Consider the following 18183-nt stretch of genomic DNA (forward strand, 5'->3'; position numbering starts at 1 on the left):
GCCCCGCCCTCCCTGCAGCGCCTGCAGGCCGCCGTGCTGGCCATGCCCATGGCACGCACCCTGGGCCTGCGTTTTGTGCACGCAGCGCCGGGCGCCGTGACGCTGGAGATGCCCATCCTGGAGTCGTTCTGCTTTCGCCCCGGCCAGTTGCAGGCCACGGCTGTGTATGCGCTGGGCGACTTCGCCGCCGTGGCCGCCGCAGGCAGCCTGCTGCCGCCCGGCTGGGCCAACGCCACGGTGGACGGCACCGTCAAGCTGTTTGCCCCGGCGCGGGGCGCCTGCCTGCGCGCGCGGGGCCGCGTGGTGGACGCGGGTCGGCTGCTGAGCATCTGCGCCGCCGACGTGCTCGCAGTGGACGCATCGGGCACCGAGACGCTGTGCGCCACCTGGCTGGGCACGGCGCGCAACCTGGAGCCGCGGCCGGTCGCCTAGGGACCCTCTGCACGGGTCAAGCGGCAAGTAAGCGCTGCGGATCGGGATGGGCTGCAAGGCGCTGAACGGGAAAAATTGACGCAGCAATAGCCGTAGCTATTGCGAGTATTGACAACGCGGCAGACCGCCCGAGACCGCTGATGCACACGGCGCGCTGATTCGTGCAGAGGGTCCCTAGAGATCAGGAAACGATGTAGGCCGCCGCCCCGGCAGACATGATCTGCCCGTCCGGCCCCAGAAATTCCATGCGCGTGGTGGCCACGCGCGAGCCCAGGCGCAGCACCTGCGCACGCAACTCGAAGTGGCTGCCAATGCCGGGGCGCAGGTAGTCAATGCGCAGGTCGATGGTGCCCAGCTTGGCAAAGCGGTGCAGGCGCTGCTCAGGCGGTTCGTCCAGGTGCTTGGCGCCAATAGCTGCCATCACGGCCAGGCCGCCCATGGCATCGAGCCCCGCACTGATCACGCCGCCGTGGATGCGGTTGTAGGCATAGTGCCCCACCAAATCGGGCTTCATGTCGATGCGACCCACAACGCCATCGGGAGCCAGGGAGGTGACCTTGAGGCCCAGCACCTGGTTGAACACGATCTTTTCTTCAAAGATGGCCTTGAGCCCGGTGATGAAGGCGGGCTCGAAAGCTGGCGGGGCGGGGGGCACAGATTTGCTCATGGGTCTCCTGGAATGAATGTTGCGCAAGGAACAACGGGGCACAGTCCCTACGCTCCTCATTTTGTAGCTACCAGCGCATGATGGACAGGCGCAAGCGGCCATTTTTATTTAAAACCTGCCGTGGCGCCCCTGCCCGGCGGCAAATTGTGAGGCCCCGCGCAACGCCTCGGCCAGGCATTCACGCCCACCGACCCACTCCTGCAGCAGCGCTTGCTGCTGGGGCAATCCTTCGCTGGCGAGCGCGCTCGCGCGGTCGGCACGCAGTGTGACTTGCGGGAATGCGGCCAGCGTGTGCGCCAATGCCAGCGCCGCCTGCAACGCCTGGCCCGCAGGCACCACGCGGTTGCACAGGCCCATGTGCAAGGCCTCGCCTGCCTCCACCTTGCGGCCGGTCAGGATCAGGTCGAGCGCCTGCGAAAGCCCCACCAGGCGCGGCAGCCGCACGGTGCCGCCGTCGATCAAAGGCACACCAAAGCGGCGGCAGAACACGCCCATGTAAGCGTCTTCGGCCATCACGCGCAGATCGCACCACAGCGCCAGTTCCATGCCACCGGCCACGGCCGCGCCTTCTATCGCCGCAATCACGGGCTTGGAAAGGTGCAAACGGCTCGGGCCCATCGGCCCCAGCGGGTGAACCGCATCGGCTGCGAAATCGAGCGATTGGGCCAGCGCCTCGGGCGCCACGCCGCCGGCCAGCAGGCGGGCGCCCGACTGCAGATCCCAGCCCGCACAGAAATGCCCGCCTGCTCCGTGGAACACAGCCACGTCTGCCCGCGCGTCCTGATCGAACGCGACGAATGCGGCGTGCAAGGCCCGCGCAGTTCCCGCGTCCACCGCGTTGCGCACATCCGGTCTGTGCAATGTCACCAGCGTGACACGGCCCTGCGTTTCTACCTCTACGGACATGTGGCTCTCCTGCGGCCCGGTGCCTGCGCACCCGACGTTAATCCTATTGCGCGAGATGCAACGCTGGGTCAACATCCGCCGCGACTTGCTTGATTGCCCCACCCCATCAGGGTTAGCCCCGAGTGCGGTAAGCAGCAGTCCCAGGCAGCATTATTTATGCAAAGCAACCGCTTTGTAAAAATCTTCTGGAGAGCCAGGGTGCAATTTGTGCAACTGTTGATCAGCGGTGTCTCCCAGGGGTGCATCTACGGGCTGATCGCGCTGGGCTTCGTACTCATCTACAAAGCCACCGAAACCGTGAGTTTTGCGCAAGGCGAACTCATGATGCTCGGCGCCTTCTGCGGCCTGGCGCTGATGACCGTGCTGGGCTTTCCCTTCTGGGTGGCGGTACTGGCCAGCGTGATGGCCATGGGGCTGTTCGGGGTGCTGGTCGAGCGCGCCGTGATCCGCCCCATCCTCGGCCAGCCTGCGTTCTCCATCGTCATGCTCACCATCGGCATCGGCTATGTGATGCGCGGACTGGTCACCATGATTCCCAACATCGGCACCGATACGCACACGTTGCCCGTGCCCTACAAGGACCAATCGCTGCGGTTGGGCGAACTGGTCGTCAGCGCCGAGCAGCTGGTGGTGATCGGCGCCACGGGTGTGCTCTGCGTGCTGCTGTTTGCGATGTTCCGCTACAGCAAACTCGGCATCGCCATGCAGGCCGCATCGCAAAACCAGCTGGCGGCCTACTACATGGGCATTCCGGTGCAGCGGCTCAACGGCCTGGCTTGGGGGCTTGCGGCCGTTGTGGCAGCGGTGGCGGGGCTGCTGCTGGCGCCCATCACCTTTGTACACGCCAACATGGGCTTCATCGGGCTCAAGGCGTTTCCTGCGGCGGTGGTGGGTGGCTTTGGCAGCCTGCCCGGCGCCATCGTGGGCGGGCTGGTGATTGGCATCGTCGAGTCGCTCTCGGGCTTCTATCTGCCCGATGGCTTCAAGGACACGGCTGCATACATCGTGGTGCTGATCATGCTCATGGTCAAACCGAATGGACTGTTCGGCGAGAAGCTCCGTAAAAAGGTCTGAAAGACAACCATGCGTTTCATCTTCAAGACCTCTTACGCACAAGACATCCGCCTTGCCAAACACGGCGGCCATGTGTTCTGGTACAGCATGCTGGGCCTGGCGCTCGTCGCTGCGCCCTGGGTCGCGCCTGAGTACTGGCTGGCGCAGCTCACTTTTGTGCTGATCTACTCCATCGTGGGCCTGGGGCTCATGCTGCTGGCGGGCTTCACGGGGCTGTTCTCGCTGGGGCATGCGGCCTTTCTGGGCGTGGGGGCGTACACGCAGGCGGTGCTCACCGGCATGGGCTGGCCGTTTGCGCTGTCGCTGGCCTGCGCGGCGGGGCTGTCGGCTGCTGTGGGTGTGGTGGTGGGGCTGCCTGCGCTGCGCGTCAAGGGCATCTACCTGGGAATGGCCACGTTGTCGTTCGGCTTCATCGTCGAAGAAGTGTTCGCGCGCTGGGAGTCGGTGACGGGCGGTAACTCGGGCAAGCACCTGGTGCCGCCGCAGATCGGTGGCTATGCGTTTGAGACCACCGAGTCTTTCTACTTTCTGTGCCTGGTCATTACGGTGGTTTGCACGCTGGCCATCCTGAACCTGCTGCGCTCCCCCACGGGCCGGGCGTTCGTGGCTATCCGCGATTCGGAGATCTCGGCACAGAGCATGGGCATTCATCTCGCGCGCTACAAGACGCTGTCTTTCTCGCTCTCGGCAGCGCTGGCGGGCATTGGCGGCGCGCTGTATGCGCACAAGCTGCAGTTCATCTCGCCGGACCAGTTCAACATCCTGCAGTCCATCGACCTGCTGCTCATGATCGTGATTGGCGGGCTGGGCTCGGTACACGGCGCGTTCCTGGGCGCGATCTTTCTGATCTCGATGCCCCAGCTCATTTCATTGAGCAAGGACTTCCTGCCCGCTGCCATCGGCCAGGCGCCGGGACTTCAGGCCGTCGTGTACGGCGCGGTGCTGATCGCCTTTGTGCTGTTCGAACCCATGGGCCTGTATGGCCGCTGGCTCAAGGTGCGCACCTGGCTGCAGATGTTCCCGTTCTACCGCCAGGGCATGTTCAAGCGGCAGAAGTCGTTCCAGAAATCGGATCGCTTGAAATGAGCAGTAACGACGTACTCCTCTCAGCCAAGAACCTCAGCGTGCGCTTCGGCGGCGTGCTGGCGGTCAACAACGTGAGCTTTGACGTGCGGCGCGGCGAGGTGTTCACCCTCATCGGCCCCAACGGCGCGGGCAAGACCACGGTGTTCAACCTCATCAGCCGCATCTATACACCGACCACCGGCACCATTACCTATGCAGGCCCGGGGGGCGCCATGCTGCCGCTGACCGACCAGCCGCCGCACAAGGTGGCTGGCCTGGGCATTGCGCGCACCTTCCAGAACATCGAGCTGTTCGAGCACGCCAGCGTGCTGCACAACCTGCTGATTGGCCGCCACACGCAGCAGCACAGCAGCCTTTGGGCCGAGATGTTCTTCACCCGCAAGGTGCGCGAAGGGGAAATCCAGGCGCGCGAGAAGGCCGAGCAGATCATCGACTTTCTCGACCTGCAGCACTATCGCGACACCATGGTGGCCGGCCTGCCCTATGGCGTGCGCAAGGTGGTGGAGCTGGCCCGTGCCCTGTGCACCGAGCCGCAGCTGTTGCTGCTCGACGAGCCGTCGTCGGGCCTGAATGTGGAGGAGACCGACGACATGGCCTTCTGGATCCAGGACATCCAGCACGAGCTGGGCATCACGGTGCTGATGGTGGAGCACGACATGTCGCTGGTCTCCAAGGTGTCTGACCGCGTGCTGGCCATGAACCAGGGCGAGGTCGTGGCCATGGGCACGCCGCGCGAGGTGCAATCGCACCCCGGCGTGATCGAGGCTTACCTGGGCACCATCGACGATGTGAGCAACCTGCGCCGCCCAGCGGGCTCCAGTATCGGGGTGCGAGCATGAGCGCCGTTCTGGCAACCAGCAGCGCACCCGCCTCGGCAGTGCCCGACCAGCCCCTGCTGCGCCTGCAGAACGTCGAAAGCGCTTATGGCCCCATCAAGGCCATCCGCGGCGTGAGCCTGCAGGTGCGGCGCGGCGAGATCGCCGCCGTGCTGGGCAGCAACGGTGCGGGCAAGACAACCATCCTCAAAACCATCAGCGGCATCATCGACCCGCGCAAGGGCTCCATCGAGTTCCAGGGCCAGGACATCACCGCCCACGACCCTGCCGCCATCGTGCGCCGGGGCCTCATGCATGTGCCCGAAGGGCGCGAGGTGTTCCCCCTGCTCTCGGTGCGCGACAACCTGCTCATGGGCGCCTATACGCGGGCCGACAAGGATGGGGTGGCGCGCGACATCGAGACCGTCTTCGGCTACTTCCCCATCTTGAAGGAGCGCGCCGCGCAGGATGCGGGTCTGCTCTCGGGTGGGCAACAGCAGATGCTGGCCATCTCGCGGGCGCTCATGGCGAACCCCGAACTCATCCTGCTGGACGAGCCCAGCCTGGGCCTGTCGCCCAAGCTCACCAAAGAGATCTTCGAGATTGTGGTGCGCATCAACCGCGAGCGCGGCACCACCATCTTGCTGGTGGAGCAGAACGCCAACATGGCGCTCAACGCATCGGACTACGGCTACGTGCTGGAAAACGGCCGCATCGTGATGGAAGACAGTTGCGAACGCCTGCGCGAGAAGGACGACATCAAGGAGTTCTACCTCGGCATGAAGGACGAAGGCGTACGCGGTGAGCGCCGGTGGAAAAAGAAGAAGACATGGCGGTGAGGACAACATGAGCAATCTCTGGGACCTCTCTCACATTCAGCCCGCAGGCACCGACGTGCTGGCAGGCGACACCATCGCTGCCATGTTCTGGAACGCCGTGGCCGAGCGCGGCCCGCGCGTGTGGATGCGCCAGAAGGAGCTGGGCATCTGGAAGAGCTGGACGTGGGACCAGACCGCCGACGCCGTGCGCGAGATCGCGGGCGGGTTGATGTCGCTGGGCTTTGCGCCGAGCGAATGCGCATCCATCCTGTCCAACACCAACATCGAATGGGTGCTGGCCGATCTGGCCGTGCTCAGCTGCGGCGGCGTGGCCAACGGCATCTATCCCACCGATGCCGCCGCGCAGGTGCACTACCTGAGCGAAGACTCGCGCACCACCGTCTTGTTTGTGGAGGACGACGAGCAGCTCGACAAGGCGCTGGAGGTGCGCGGCCAGTTGCCCCTGCTGCGCAAGATCGTCGTGTTCGACATGGAAGGCCTGCGCGGCCTGGCTGACGCCGATGTGCTGAGCCTGGCCGCCCTGCGCGAACTGGGCCGCGCGTGGAACGCCCAGCACCCCGAGGCTCTCATGCAGCGCGTCAAGGCCTGCCGCCCCGACGATGTGGCCATCCTGGTCTACACCTCGGGCACCACCGGCAAACCCAAGGGCGCCATGCACACGCACGCCGCGCTCACCTACACCGTGCGCGGCTACAACACGCTGATCTCGCGCAGCGAGGCGGACGAAACCATGTGTTTCCTGCCGCTGTGCCACATTGCCGAGCGCATGGGCGGCGAATACTTCTCGCTCTACACCGGGGCGCGCCTGAACTTTGTCGAGAACCCCGACACCGTGCCCGAAAACGTGCGCGAAATCGCGCCCACGGTATTCACCGCCGTGCCACGCGTGTGGGAGAAGTTCTATTCCGGCGTGATGATCGCGCTCAAGGAATCGACACGGCTGCAGCAGGCTGCCTATGCCTGGTCCATCGGGGTAGGCACACGGATTGCCGATTTGGTGCTGGCGGGCCAGCCGGTGGGCGGCCTGCTGAAGGCGCAATTCATGCTGGCGCGCTTTTTGGCGTTGAACAACGTGCGCAAGCTCATCGGCATCCACCGCGCGCGCTTCCTGGTCACGGGGGCCGCTCCCATTTCGCCCGAGCTGGTGAAGTGGTACCTGGCCCTGGGCGTTCCCATGCTGGAGGTGTGGGGCATGACCGAGACCTGCGGCGCAGCCACGGGCGTGCCCGCCACGCGCATCAAGCCCGGCTCCATCGGCCCGGCAGCCAGCTACAACGAGGTGCGCATCGACCCCGCCACGGGCGAGATCCTGGTACGCGGCCCCAACGTGTTCAAGGGTTACCTCAACCTGCCCGAGAAAACCGCCGAAACCATCGACGCCGACGGCTGGCTGCACACGGGTGATGTGGGCGCCATCGACGCCGATGGCTACCTGCGCATCACCGACCGGATGAAGGACATCATCATCACGGCCGGTGGCAAGAACATCACGCCGAGCGAGCTGGAGAACGAACTCAAGTTCAGCCCCTACGTGACCGACGCCGTGGTGATTGGCGACAAGCTGCCCTACCTCACGGTGATCATCATGATCGACCAGGAGAACGTGGAAAAGTACGCGCAGGACCACGACGTGCCGTTCTCCAACTACGCCAGCCTGACCCGTGCGCGCGAGGTGCAGGACCTGATCCAGGCCGAAATCGACCGCGTCAACGCAAAGTTCGCCCGTGTGGAGCAGATCAAGAAGTTCTTCCTGCTAGACACCCAGCTCACGGCCGAGGACGAAGAGCTGACGCCCACCATGAAGCTCAAGCGCAAGCTGGTGCAGCAGAAGTACGCCCCGCAGATTGAAGCGATGTACCGATAGGAACGGCCTTCGACAAGCTCATGCTGAACGGGCGGGGAATAGGCTCCGTCTGCACGCCCTCCGACAACCGTTCGGGCCGAGCCTGTCGAAGCCGGAACATTCACCAGCCGTTCGGGCTGAGCCTGTCGAAGCCAGGGCGCGCATCCAGCCCTGTGGCCACCCAGGATAGGGAAAGTGCTGGTGCCCCACCCCGGGCATCGTTCTATAACAAGCGATCGTTTTTGTTTCGATCCAACCGAAGGAGACGTGCCATGAAGTTTCATCACATCGCCGCGCTGGCCCTCGTGGCCATGGCGGGTACCACGGCGCAGGCCCAGCCCAGCCAGGGCGTGAGCAAGGACACCATCACGCTGGGGTCCATCCAGGATTTGTCGGGCCCGCTGGCGGGTTTTGGCAAACAGGTGCGCCTGGGCATGATGCTGCGCGTGGACGAGGCCAATGAGCAGGGCGGCATCAACGGCCGCAAGCTGGACCTGAAGGTGGAAGACTCGGGCTACGACCCCAAGAAAGCCGTGCTGGCCGCTCAAAAGCTGGTGAACCAAGACAAGATCTTCATGATGATCGCGCACATCGGCACGGCGCAGAACCTGGCCGCCATGCCCGTGCAGTTCAGCAAGAACGTGATCAACTTCTTCCCCGTGACGGCCGCGCGGGAAATGTACGAGCCCTTCCACAAGCTCAAGTATTCGTTTGCCGCCACCTACTACGACCAGATCCGCCTGGCAGCCCCCAAGCTCATCAAGGAAAAAGGCGCCAAGAAGATCTGCACCATTTACCAGGACGATGAATTTGGCCTGGAAGTGATGCGCGGCGGCGAAGCGGCGCTCAAGTCCATCGGCATGGAATTCGCCGAGAAAACCTCCTACAAGCGCGGCGCCACCGACTTCTCCTCACAGGTCGCCAAGATGAAGTCCTCGGATTGCGACTTCGTGATCCTGGGCACCATCATCCGCGAGACCATCGGCACGATTGGTGAGGCGCGCAAGACAGGCTTCAACCCCACCTTCCTGGGCTCCAGTGCCGCATACACCGACCTCATCCACAAGCTGGGCGGCAAGCCCATGGACGGCCTCTACGCCACCATGACGGTGCAGCACCCCTACCTGGACGAGGCCAGCCAGCCCATCCGCTTCTGGGCCAACAAGTACAAGACCAAGTTCAATGAAGACCCCACCGTGTTCTCGGTCTACGGCTACAACGCGGTCGATGCCTTCATCAAGGCGGCACAGAAGGCAGGCCCCAACCTGAGCACCGACAGCTTCATCAAGGCCATGGACACCATGGTGATCCCGCCCGACATGTTCGGCAGCGCCGAAGCCACCTTTGGCCCGCAAAAGCGCCTGGGCAGCGACCTCTCGCGCCTGTCACAGATCACCGACAGCAAGTGGAAGGTGGTGTCGGACTACGTCAAGCCATGAGGACCTGAGCGCCCTCACCCCAGCCGCCTTCGGGCGGCTTTTTGCATTTCAGGGGGTGCGTTCCGGCAGCGTCGATGGCAAAATGATTTTAACCAAGCAGTAACTTTGCATAAATAGGATCGACCAGCACCATGATCGAACGCACCCTCTTCCAGCCCGACCACCAGGCCTTTGCCGACAGCTTCCGCCGCTTTATTGAGAAAGAAGTGGCGCCGCACCACGCCGAGTGGGAAGAGCAAGGCTATGTGGCGCGCGAGGTGTGGAGCCAGGCGGGTGCCAGCGGCTTCCTGTGCATGAGCCTGCCTGAGGAATACGGCGGCGCCGGGGCCGACAAGCTGTATTCGGTGGCGCAGATGGAAGAGCTGGCACGCGCGGGCACCACCGGCATCGGCTTTGGCCTGCACAGCGAGATCGTGGCGCCGTACATCCTGCACTACGGCACCGAAGCGCAAAAACAAAAGTACCTGCCCCAGATGGCCACCGGCGCCGTGGTGGGCGCTATCGCCATGAGCGAGCCCGCTGCGGGCAGCGACTTGCAGGGCATCAAGACCACGGCCACCAAGAGTACGGACGGGTCGCACTATGTGCTCAACGGCAGCAAGACCTTCATCACCAACGGCTGGCATGCCGACCTGGTGATCGTGGTTGCCAAGACCGACCCGGCCGCAGGCGCCAAGGGCACCAGCCTGCTGCTGGTGGAGCGCGGCATGCCCGGCTTTGAAAAAGGCCAGCGCCTCAAGAAGATGGGCATGAAGGCGCAAGACACCTCCGAGCTGTTCTTCAACGACGTGAAGGTGCCCGCCGAGAACCTGCTGGGCGGCCCTGCCATGGAAGGGCGCGGCTTTATCTGCCTGATGGAGCAGCTGCCGTGGGAGCGCCTGCAGATCGCCATCACCGCCGTGGCCGCCGCCCAGGCCGCGATCGACTGGACGCTGGACTACGTGAAAGAGCGCAAGGTCTTCGGCCAGCCCGTCGCATCTTTCCAGAACACCCGCTACACGCTGGCCGAACTGCAGACCGAGGTGCAGGTGGCCCGCGTGTTTGTGGACAAATGCTGCGAGCTGATCGCGCGCGACCAGCTCGACACCCAGACCGCCAGCATGGCCAAGTACTGGACCACCGACCTGCAGTGCAAGGTGATGGACGAATGTGTGCAGCTGTTTGGCGGCTACGGCTACATGTGGGAATACCCCATCGCCCGCGCCTACGCCGACGCGCGCGTGCAGCGCATCTATGGTGGCACCAACGAGATCATGAAAGAAGTCATCTCACGCGGCATGGGCTTGAAATGAGACACCCCCCTGTGGCGCTGCGCGCCTTCCCCCCGCTCTCGCATAGCTGCGCAATGCGGGCAGGGGTACGCAGCCCACACTGCGGGGCGGCCCTTGCTTGGCTGCCCGCGCCTGGGCCAGTGGAGAAGCCACCCACCGCTACTGTATTCATAGCTGCTAGCGCTTGATGGACGCGCGGAAGCGGCCAATTTCATTCAAATCTGGAGACCACACCATGACCGAAGCCTATGTATTCGATGCGCTGCGCACCCCGCGCGGCAAGGGCAAGAAGGACGGCACCCTGCACGAGGTCAAACCCATCGACCTGCTGGTGGGCCTGCTGACCGAGCTGCAAACGCGCCACCGCTTTGACACCGCAGCGGTGGATGACGTGGTCATGGGCATCGTCTCACCCGTGGGCGAGCAAGGCTCGGTGCTGCCAAAGGTGGCCGCGCTCAAGGCCGGATGGGACTTTCGCTGCGCGGGCGTGCAGGTCAACCGCTTCTGCGCATCGGGCCTGGAGGCCGTGAACCTGGCCGCACAAAAAGTACGCAGCGGCTGGGAAGACCTGGTAGTGGCGGGTGGCGTGGAGAGCATGAGCCGCGTGCCCATCGGCTCCGACGGCGGCGCCTGGGCGCAAGACCCCGCCACCAATTCAGAGACGCTGTTCGTGCCCCAGGGCATCGGCGCCGACCTGATCGCCACGCTGGACGGCTACACCCGTGCCGACGTGGACGCCTTCGCGCTCGAATCCCAGCGCCGCGCCACTGCAGCGCGCGCAGCGGGCTACTTCAAAAGTTCTGTCGTGCCTGTGCGCGACTTCATCGGCCAGACCATCCTGGCCGAGGACGAATTCATCAAGCCCCACACCACGCTCGAGGGCCTGGGCGCGCTCAAGGCATCGTTCGAGCAACTGGGCGGCATGGGCTTTGACGCCGTGGCGCTGCAGCGCTACCCGCAGGTGGAGCGCATCCACCACGTGCACCACGCGGGCAACTCGTCGGGCATTGTGGATGGCGCCGCCGCCGTGCTCATCGGCAACGAAGCCGCCGCCAAGGCCCACGGACTCACGCCCCGCGCACGCATCGTAGCCACGGCGCTGAGCGGGGCCGACCCCACCATCATGCTCACCGGCCCCGTGCCCGCCGCCAAAAAGGCGCTGGCCCGTGCGGGCATGACCATCGACCAGATCGACCTGTTTGAAGTAAACGAGGCCTTCGCCGCCGTGCCCATGCGCTTCATGCGCGAGCTGGGCGTGCCGCACGACAAGGTCAACGTGAACGGCGGCGCCATTGCCATGGGCCACCCGCTGGGCGCCACGGGCGCCATGATCCTCGGCACCCTGATTGACGAGCTGCACCGCCGGGGCCAGCGCTATGGCCTGGCCACGCTGTGCGTGGGCGGCGGCATGGGCATAGCAACGATTGTTGAACGCGTATGAGGAACAACCCCCTGAGCGGCTGCGCCGCTTCCCCCTTCTCTCATCGCTGCGCGATGGGAAGGGGGACGACGCCACTGGCCTGGCAAAGCCAGTTCCACGGCGTCCGCGGGCCTCGGCCACGCTTCATCTAAGGCAGCGCCCCATAGCTGCGCTATGCCGCATTACAGATTCGGAGACATCAGCATGCAAACCATCCGCTACGAACTCATCCCCGCCCAGGGCACCGAAGGCCAGGTCGCCGTCATCACGTTTGACGAAACCAACTCCCCCGTCAACACCATGTGCCGCCAGTGGCAGCAAGAGCTGGGCGAGGTCACAGCGCGGGTAGCAAGCGACCGCGAACGCCTGGGCGCAGCGCTCAAAGGCATCGTGCTGGCATCCGCCAAGACCAGCTTTTTTGCGGGCGCCGACCTCAAGGCCACCATGCGCCTCACCCCCGCCGACGCTCCTGCCGTGTTCGGCGAAATCGAGCGCATGAAGAAGCACTTCCGCACGCTCGAAACCCTGGGCATCCCCGTGGTGGCCTGCCTCAACGGCGCGGCGCTGGGCGGTGGCTGGGAGGTGGCGCTGGTCGCCCACTACCGCATTGCCGTGGCTGACCCCAAGATCCAGTTCGGTCTGCCCGAGGTCACGCTGGGCCTGATGCCCGGCGCTACCGGCGTGACCAAGATGACCCGCCTGCTGGGCCTGATGGGTGCGCAGCCCTACATCCTGGAAGGCAAGCTCTTCAACCCCGCCGAGGCGCTGGAGCTGCAACTGGTGCACGAGCTGGTGGCCACGCGCGATCAGCTGCTGCCCGCCGCGCTGGCCCACATCGCCACCCACCCGCACGCCGTGCAACCGTGGGACGACAAGAACTACAAGATGCCCGGCGGCACACCCGCCAACCCCAAAATTGCAGGCGCGCTGACCGTCGCGCCCGCCATGCTCAAGAAGACCACGCGCGGCCGCTACCCCGCGCCCGAGGCCGCCCTGGCCGCCATGGTCGAAGGCGCGATGGTGGACTACGACACCGCCCTGCGGATCGAAAGCCGCTACCTCGCCCGCCTGATGACCGGCCCCGTGGCGCGCAACATGATCAACACGTTCTTCTTCGACATGAACGCGATCAAGAGCGGCAAGTCGCGCCCAGGCTCGGCGCCCCGCTACAAGCCCCAAAAGGTCGGCATCCTGGGCGCTGGCATGATGGGTGCGGGCATCGCCTATGCGCAGGCCAGCCGGGGCATCGCCACGGTGCTGAAAGATGTGAGCACCGTGAAGGCCGAAGCTGGCAAGGCCTACAGCGCCAAGCTCACCCAGGCCCGCGTGGACAAGGGCCGCATGACGGCCGAGGCGCAGCAAGCCCTGCTGGCCCGCATCACGCCCACCGCCAGCGCGGCCGACCTGGCGGGCTGCGACCTCATCATCGAAGCCGTGTTTGAAAGCCGCGACCTCAAGGCCAAGGTCACGCAAGAGGCCGAGCCGCAGTTGGCGCCCGGCGGCTTCTTTGCCAGCAACACCTCCACCCTGCCCATCAGCGGCCTGGCTAAGGCCAGCAGCAAGCCCGAGAAGTTTGTCGGCATCCACTTCTTCAGCCCCGTGGACAAGATGAAGCTGGTGGAAATCATCCGCGGCAAACAAACGGATGACGAAACCGTGGCCCGCGCGTTCGACTATGTGCAGGCCCTGGGCAAGGTGCCCATCGTGGTCAACGACTCACGCGGCTTCTACACCAGCCGCACCTTCGGCACCTTCGTCATGGAAGGCGCCGCCATGCTGGGCGAAGGCATCCCCGCCGCCGCGATTGAAAACGCCGCCATGCAAGCGGGCCTGCCCGTAGGCCCGCTGGCCGTGCTGGACGAAACCGCGCTGACCCTGAGCGTGCACGTGCTGGACCAGACCCGCGCCGACTACGCGGCCGAAGGCAAGACCTACACCGCCACGCCCGGCGAGCTGCTGGTGGAGCGCATGGTCAAGGAACTGAAGCGCCCCGGCCGCGCCGGTGGCGGCGGCTTCTACGACTACCCCGCAGGCGCCAAGAAGCACCTGTGGCCCGAGCTGAAACCCCTGTTCGAAAAGCCCGGCGTGGAATGGAGCGTGCAGGAGATTCAGGACCGTTTGCTCTACCGCCAGGCCATCGAGACCGCGCGCTGCCTGGCCGAGGGCGTGCTGACCAGCGTGCATGACGCAAACATTGGGTCGATTTTTGGGATTGGGTTTCCGGCTTGGACGGGGGGGGCGATGCAGTTTATCTACGGGATCGGGGTAGAGGCGTTCTTGCGGCGGGCAGAGGAACTGTCAGCAGTGTATGGACAAGGGTTCGACATAAGCGTTTCTTGCAGAAATGCAATCCGGGGGCACACCCCTGTGTATTGACGAGTCGCACACAGATTTCACGACTTCCTCAAAATAACTTGCCGCCTAGCAATGAACGTTGTATTGTCGATGGACTGCCTTAGAGGTAGAACGGAACGCCTCTCTTAGCAGCTTCGGTTGCGCTCTAGGGGGCTCGGTGTCAAAACTGTGCCAACCAGATGAAAACTTACTTTTACTAGGTTTCGTTCCGTGGAAAGCCCGAGCTTGTCTCGGGCTTTTTGTTTAGGATTTCAATATGAGCTTGGAAATTAAAATTAAAGAGCGAATTCTTGATGAATGTGCAAAATGGATTGAGAGGCACCACGCCTATCACAACAGCCTTCATCTGGACTGGAAGCGGAACAATGATCGCATAGCGAAAGCGCCAAAAAAAGAAGTAAGAGTTCCCGAGTATTGGTCAATCGACAACAAATTCAACCCATTTTATGTACGCAGAAATGCAAGCGCCATTGCAAAATCAATAGCAGCCAAAATAGAAAATTCCACCTACATCCCGAACGAACCCTTCAAAAAGAAGATCCCAAAACCAGGAGGCGGTCAGCGGGAATTAACAGTTTATCAAATCCCTGACGCTGCAGTATCTAGCTACTTCTATACGCGTCTACTAGCAAAAAATAGACATCGGTTTAGCTCCTTTTCATATGCATATCGGAACGACCGAAACGTTCATTTCGCAATCCAAGACATTGCAATTGACCTCTCCCTGAATGCGCGCACATTTATTGCGGAGTTTGATTTTTCTGATTTTTTTGGATCAATTGATCACCAATATCTCTTTTCACAACTGCATGAAAATGGCTTCTTCGTGAGCAACGAGGAAGAGTCAGTGATTAAAGCGTTCCTAAAAGGGCGCGACAAAGGAATACCGCAAGGGACGTCGATCTCGTTATTTCTTGCGAACCTCGTGTGCTGGCGCCTAGATAAATCCTTAGAAAAAGGTGGACTCAAATTTGCACGTTATGCTGATGACACAGTCATCTGGAGCACCAGTTACGCAGCAATCTGTGAATCATTCAATATAGTCAACGATTTCTCACGCAACACTGGAGTACCAATCAATCTAAAGAAGTCGGATGGAATTAGCCTACTCTCCAAAGATGGACTAAACGCGGAAATTTCACACAAACTGGACTTTAATTTTCTCGGATATTCAATCGGTATCGACAAAATTTCCATCAGAGACAAGACCATTCAGCGGATAAAGAAGCAGATTTCGTATTTGCTATACAGGAATCTAATTCAACCATTGAAGACTAAGCCACTAGGCGCCATGATCATCCCGGCAAACGATCGCGACAAAGCACTTCTTGTCGCCTTAAGCCAAGTGAGACGCTACATTTATGGCGGCCTCTTACACCGTGAACTGTGGGACTATATCAAGGGCAGAAGAAATTCATTGAGATTTAAAGGCGTGATGAGTTTTTATCCTCTTCTTAATGACGAAGCGCAACTTAAGAAATTAGACGGCTGGCTTACCTCAACAATCCACAGAAGTGTTATGACCAGATCTGATTTACTATTAAGTCATGGATTTGACCGCCGCCATTCATTCCCCTTTAATGTTGAACGCAAAAATCTGATAACAACATATCGAAAAAAACGCATTAAGGGAGCAAGGTTGTTAGAAGTTCCAAGCTTTCAACTAATATTTAGCGCCCTGAGACGAGGATTAACCGAAGTGGGCATAGAGCGAGTTATGCACCCCGAGTCATCAAAATATCACTACAAAGAATAGTCAAGTAGAGGTCAGGCAGCTTTTGCACATTCATCCGAACGCACAAACGACCGAAGCTTCGTTTGTTTGATTGCCGACGTCTCACGCCGTTTCCGAGTACTTCAACCCGAACATCCCCCGCGCCTCCTGCGGCGACGCCACCTCCCGCCCCGCATTGCGCGCGTACTCCGCCAATTTCTCAATCAACGGCCCGTTCGAATCCGCCTTGGCCCCATCCGGCAGGTAGAACGTGTCCTCCAGCCCCGTGCGCAAATGCCCGCCCAGCTCGGCCACGCGCTGGTGCACGGGCCAGATCTCGCTACGGCCGATGACAGTGGCTTGCCAGGAGGCGCCCTCGCCCACCACGCGCTAGTCCACGATCAGCTTGTTGTTGTTCAGAAGCTGCGTGATGATCTGCGCGTCAGTCGTTGCGCCTGAATACACCGACTGCAGATCGACGCCCACTAAAACAATGCGCTGTGTCTCGGCCGCACTGTTGTATGCGGCGCCCACTGTGTGCGAGTCGCCAGCAAAGCCGCCTGTATGGCTGATGTGGATGAGGGTGTTTCCCCCAGAGATCTCGAAGTGCAGGTAGTCGGCCAAGTTGCCAGCACCGTTGGATGGCCCCACGCGCTCACCCTGCAGAAGGTGGCTGAGATTCAGCACATCGCCACCCGCCGTGTTGTTCCCAGCCGCTGCAGTGGCGAAGTTCAAGATGGTGTCAATGGCCGGTGTGCCTGGCGCGCCTTGGTCCCCGAGATTCCAGACGAACACGTCGACGAAATTTTCACCTGCATCGCCCCCCTGCATGGTGTCGTTGCCGGGGCCACCCACCAGCACGTCTGCGCCGCTTCCTCCGTCTAGAGTATCGTCGCCCTCTTCACCGTAGAGCATGTCGGAGCCCGCGCCCGCCGAGAGGTTGTCATTGCCTGCCCCCCCTAGGACGATGTTGTTGCCATTGCCCGCATCGATGGTGCTGTTTCCGCTCCCACCCTGAACGTATTCACTGGCAGAACTTCCGGTATAGCTTCCGCTGGAGGTGGTGATGATATCCACGGTGGTGTAGTAGGCCCTTAGGGTTACCACACTGGATACGCTGGCAGTAGCGCCGCCATTCACTTCTGTGGATATGACCTGCACAGTCAAATTGGTGGCATTGGTGCTGTAGCTGCCCGGTAGCGAGATCATCAGGTTGGGCAGTTCTGCCTCAGTGAATTGCCACACTCCACCGCCCTGGTTGACGCCCGCGTTGAAACTGATACCGGTGGGAACGTTGCTTACTTTGGCCGTGAGGCTCTCAGAACCGTCTGTGTCCACCAGCGCAGTGGTGATGGGGAACCTGGTGCTCACGCCGCCTGTGCCACGCGCAGCAACAACCAACGCTTTCTGCACCACTACAGACGGCGCCTGGGCGGCCCCCACCGTGACACTGACCGTGGCGGTACTGGACTCACCCTCAGGGTCTTGAATGGTGTAGGCAAAGCTGGCGCTGCCTTCATAGCCAGCGGCAGGCGTGAATGTGACGTTGCCCCCCGCAAGGCTGACCGTGCCTTGCGTTGCCGCTTGCACTGACACGATGCTCAGCGTGTCACCATCCGGATCGTTATCGTTGGCAAGCAAGGTTGCGGCAGGGATGACTCTGAGGGTATCAACGCCGGTGGTCACGGAATCAGCAACCGCCACGGGTGCTCGGTTGCCAATCACCGTTACCGAGACGCTGCCAGTGGCAGTGCCGCCGTTTCCGTCGCTGATGGTGTACGTGAAGAGATCTGTGCCAACGAATCCTGCATTGGGCGTGTATACCGGGTTGTTTGTGACGGCATCAATGACCACGGAGCCGTTAGCGCCCTGGGTCACGCCGGTCACCGACAGCATGTCGCCATCAGCATCCGTGTCGTTCGTGCGCACCGCCACGGTGACGGAGTTGTTTCTGAGCACGCTTGCGGTGTCGTCAATGGTCACTGGTGAGCTATTCGCAACCAATGGGCTGACCGTGACGCTCAAGGTGGAGGACGAACCCGTTTGCACCACATACGTCCAGACCGCTGGGCTCACACCGGTGAAGGGCGAAGAGGCCGTGAAGGAATACGCACCAGTGCTTTGCAGCGAAAAGGAGCCGACACCCGGCACGGACGCCGTGGCGCCCGCTGCGTACGTCACACCCAGGAACCGGAAGCTCGCTACCGTCAAGGGTCCATCGGCATCGGAATCGTTGGTAAGGACGTTGCCTGAGACCTGAGAGCCTGCGGAGACAGAGTTCGTGTCCGCCTGAAGCTGGCTGGGGTGGCTGCCTTGCACCGC

The 18183-nt window shown here is 62.2% G+C and carries 14 protein-coding genes and 1 pseudogene; 11 read left to right on the forward strand and 4 right to left on the reverse strand.

The window, feature by feature from the left end; all coding sequences use genetic code 11:
* Positions 1-432, forward strand: a 432-nt coding sequence (locus DBR12_RS05640; protein ID WP_369861364.1) for a PaaI family thioesterase, incomplete at its 5' end; no start/stop codon positions are given.
* A gap of 181 nt (positions 433-613) precedes the next feature.
* On the opposite strand, the gene DBR12_RS05645 is transcribed toward DBR12_RS05640, so the two are convergent.
* Positions 614-1099: a thioesterase family protein gene (locus DBR12_RS05645; RefSeq protein WP_108616361.1), complete on the reverse strand. Its 486-nt coding sequence runs from the start codon at positions 1097-1099 to the stop codon at positions 614-616.
* 108 nt (positions 1100-1207) lie between these two features.
* The gene (locus tag DBR12_RS05650) at positions 1208-2005 is read right to left on the reverse strand and encodes a crotonase/enoyl-CoA hydratase family protein (RefSeq protein ID WP_108616362.1); all 798 of its coding nucleotides are present in this window, start codon (positions 2003-2005) and stop codon (positions 1208-1210) included.
* A 198-nt stretch (positions 2006-2203) separates the two neighbouring features.
* On the opposite strand from DBR12_RS05650, the gene DBR12_RS05655 reads away from it, so the two are divergent.
* From DBR12_RS05655 to DBR12_RS05705, 10 genes are all read left to right on the forward strand, one after another.
* Positions 2204-3079 (forward strand): branched-chain amino acid ABC transporter permease, encoded by an 876-nt coding sequence (locus DBR12_RS05655; protein WP_108616363.1) that lies wholly within the window; start codon positions 2204-2206, stop codon positions 3077-3079.
* 9 nt (positions 3080-3088) lie between these two features.
* On the forward strand, positions 3089-4165 hold the full coding sequence (locus DBR12_RS05660) for a branched-chain amino acid ABC transporter permease (RefSeq protein WP_108616364.1): 1077 nt from the start codon (positions 3089-3091) through the stop codon (positions 4163-4165).
* A complete protein-coding gene (locus DBR12_RS05665; RefSeq protein ID WP_108616365.1) occupies positions 4162-5004 on the forward strand; it encodes an ABC transporter ATP-binding protein in 843 nt (280 codons plus the stop codon). The genes DBR12_RS05660 and DBR12_RS05665 overlap by 4 nt, the downstream gene beginning before the upstream one ends.
* Positions 5001-5819: an ABC transporter ATP-binding protein gene (locus DBR12_RS05670; RefSeq protein ID WP_108616366.1), complete on the forward strand. Its 819-nt coding sequence runs from the start codon at positions 5001-5003 to the stop codon at positions 5817-5819. Before DBR12_RS05665 ends, DBR12_RS05670 begins: the two co-directional genes overlap by 4 nt.
* Positions 5820-5826: 7 nt before the next feature.
* Complete coding sequence (locus DBR12_RS05675) at positions 5827-7683, forward strand: long-chain fatty acid--CoA ligase (RefSeq protein ID WP_108616367.1); 1857 nt, start codon at positions 5827-5829, stop codon at positions 7681-7683.
* Between the two features lie 251 nt (positions 7684-7934).
* The gene (locus DBR12_RS05680; RefSeq protein ID WP_108616368.1) at positions 7935-9101 is read left to right on the forward strand and encodes an ABC transporter substrate-binding protein; all 1167 of its coding nucleotides are present in this window, start codon (positions 7935-7937) and stop codon (positions 9099-9101) included.
* Between the two features lie 131 nt (positions 9102-9232).
* Complete coding sequence (locus tag DBR12_RS05685) at positions 9233-10393, forward strand: acyl-CoA dehydrogenase family protein (RefSeq protein WP_108616369.1); 1161 nt, start codon at positions 9233-9235, stop codon at positions 10391-10393.
* A 214-nt stretch (positions 10394-10607) separates the two neighbouring features.
* Complete coding sequence (locus DBR12_RS05695) at positions 10608-11813, forward strand: acetyl-CoA C-acetyltransferase (RefSeq protein WP_108616370.1); 1206 nt, start codon at positions 10608-10610, stop codon at positions 11811-11813.
* A gap of 183 nt (positions 11814-11996) precedes the next feature.
* Complete coding sequence (locus DBR12_RS05700; RefSeq protein ID WP_108616371.1) at positions 11997-14168, forward strand: 3-hydroxyacyl-CoA dehydrogenase NAD-binding domain-containing protein; 2172 nt, start codon at positions 11997-11999, stop codon at positions 14166-14168.
* 235 nt (positions 14169-14403) lie between these two features.
* A complete protein-coding gene (locus DBR12_RS05705) occupies positions 14404-15903 on the forward strand; it encodes a reverse transcriptase domain-containing protein (protein WP_108616372.1) in 1500 nt (499 codons plus the stop codon).
* Between the two features lie 81 nt (positions 15904-15984).
* Here the strand turns inward: DBR12_RS05705 and DBR12_RS05710 are convergent.
* Together DBR12_RS05710 and DBR12_RS05715 are read right to left on the reverse strand one after the other, a co-directional pair.
* Positions 15985-16233, reverse strand: a pseudogene (locus DBR12_RS05710) (3-keto-5-aminohexanoate cleavage protein); the annotation flags it as partial.
* Between the two features lie 18 nt (positions 16234-16251).
* Positions 16252-18183, reverse strand: a 1932-nt coding sequence (locus DBR12_RS05715) for an Ig-like domain-containing protein (protein WP_233244319.1), incomplete at its 5' end; no start/stop codon positions are given.

Source organism: Acidovorax sp. HMWF029 (genome assembly GCF_003060895.1).
In the GTDB taxonomy this organism is placed as follows: Bacteria; Pseudomonadota; Gammaproteobacteria; order Burkholderiales; family Burkholderiaceae_C; genus Acidovorax.

Coding starts and splice junctions, on each gene's coding strand:
- DBR12_RS05665 (WP_108616365.1), top strand. CDS start 4,162: ATGAGCAGTAACGACGTACTCCTCTCAGCCAAGAACCTCAGCGTGCGC.
- DBR12_RS05670 (WP_108616366.1), top strand. CDS start 5,001: ATGAGCGCCGTTCTGGCAACCAGCAGCGCACCCGCCTCGGCAGTGCCC.
- DBR12_RS05675 (WP_108616367.1), top strand. CDS start 5,827: ATGAGCAATCTCTGGGACCTCTCTCACATTCAGCCCGCAGGCACCGAC.
- DBR12_RS05685 (WP_108616369.1), top strand. CDS start 9,233: ATGATCGAACGCACCCTCTTCCAGCCCGACCACCAGGCCTTTGCCGAC.
- DBR12_RS05695 (WP_108616370.1), top strand. CDS start 10,608: ATGACCGAAGCCTATGTATTCGATGCGCTGCGCACCCCGCGCGGCAAG.
- DBR12_RS05705 (WP_108616372.1), top strand. CDS start 14,404: ATGAGCTTGGAAATTAAAATTAAAGAGCGAATTCTTGATGAATGTGCA.
- DBR12_RS05660 (WP_108616364.1), top strand. CDS start 3,089: ATGCGTTTCATCTTCAAGACCTCTTACGCACAAGACATCCGCCTTGCC.
- DBR12_RS05650 (WP_108616362.1), bottom strand. CDS start 2,005: ATGTCCGTAGAGGTAGAAACGCAGGGCCGTGTCACGCTGGTGACATTG.
- DBR12_RS05700 (WP_108616371.1), top strand. CDS start 11,997: ATGCAAACCATCCGCTACGAACTCATCCCCGCCCAGGGCACCGAAGGC.
- DBR12_RS05645 (WP_108616361.1), bottom strand. CDS start 1,099: ATGAGCAAATCTGTGCCCCCCGCCCCGCCAGCTTTCGAGCCCGCCTTC.
- DBR12_RS05680 (WP_108616368.1), top strand. CDS start 7,935: ATGAAGTTTCATCACATCGCCGCGCTGGCCCTCGTGGCCATGGCGGGT.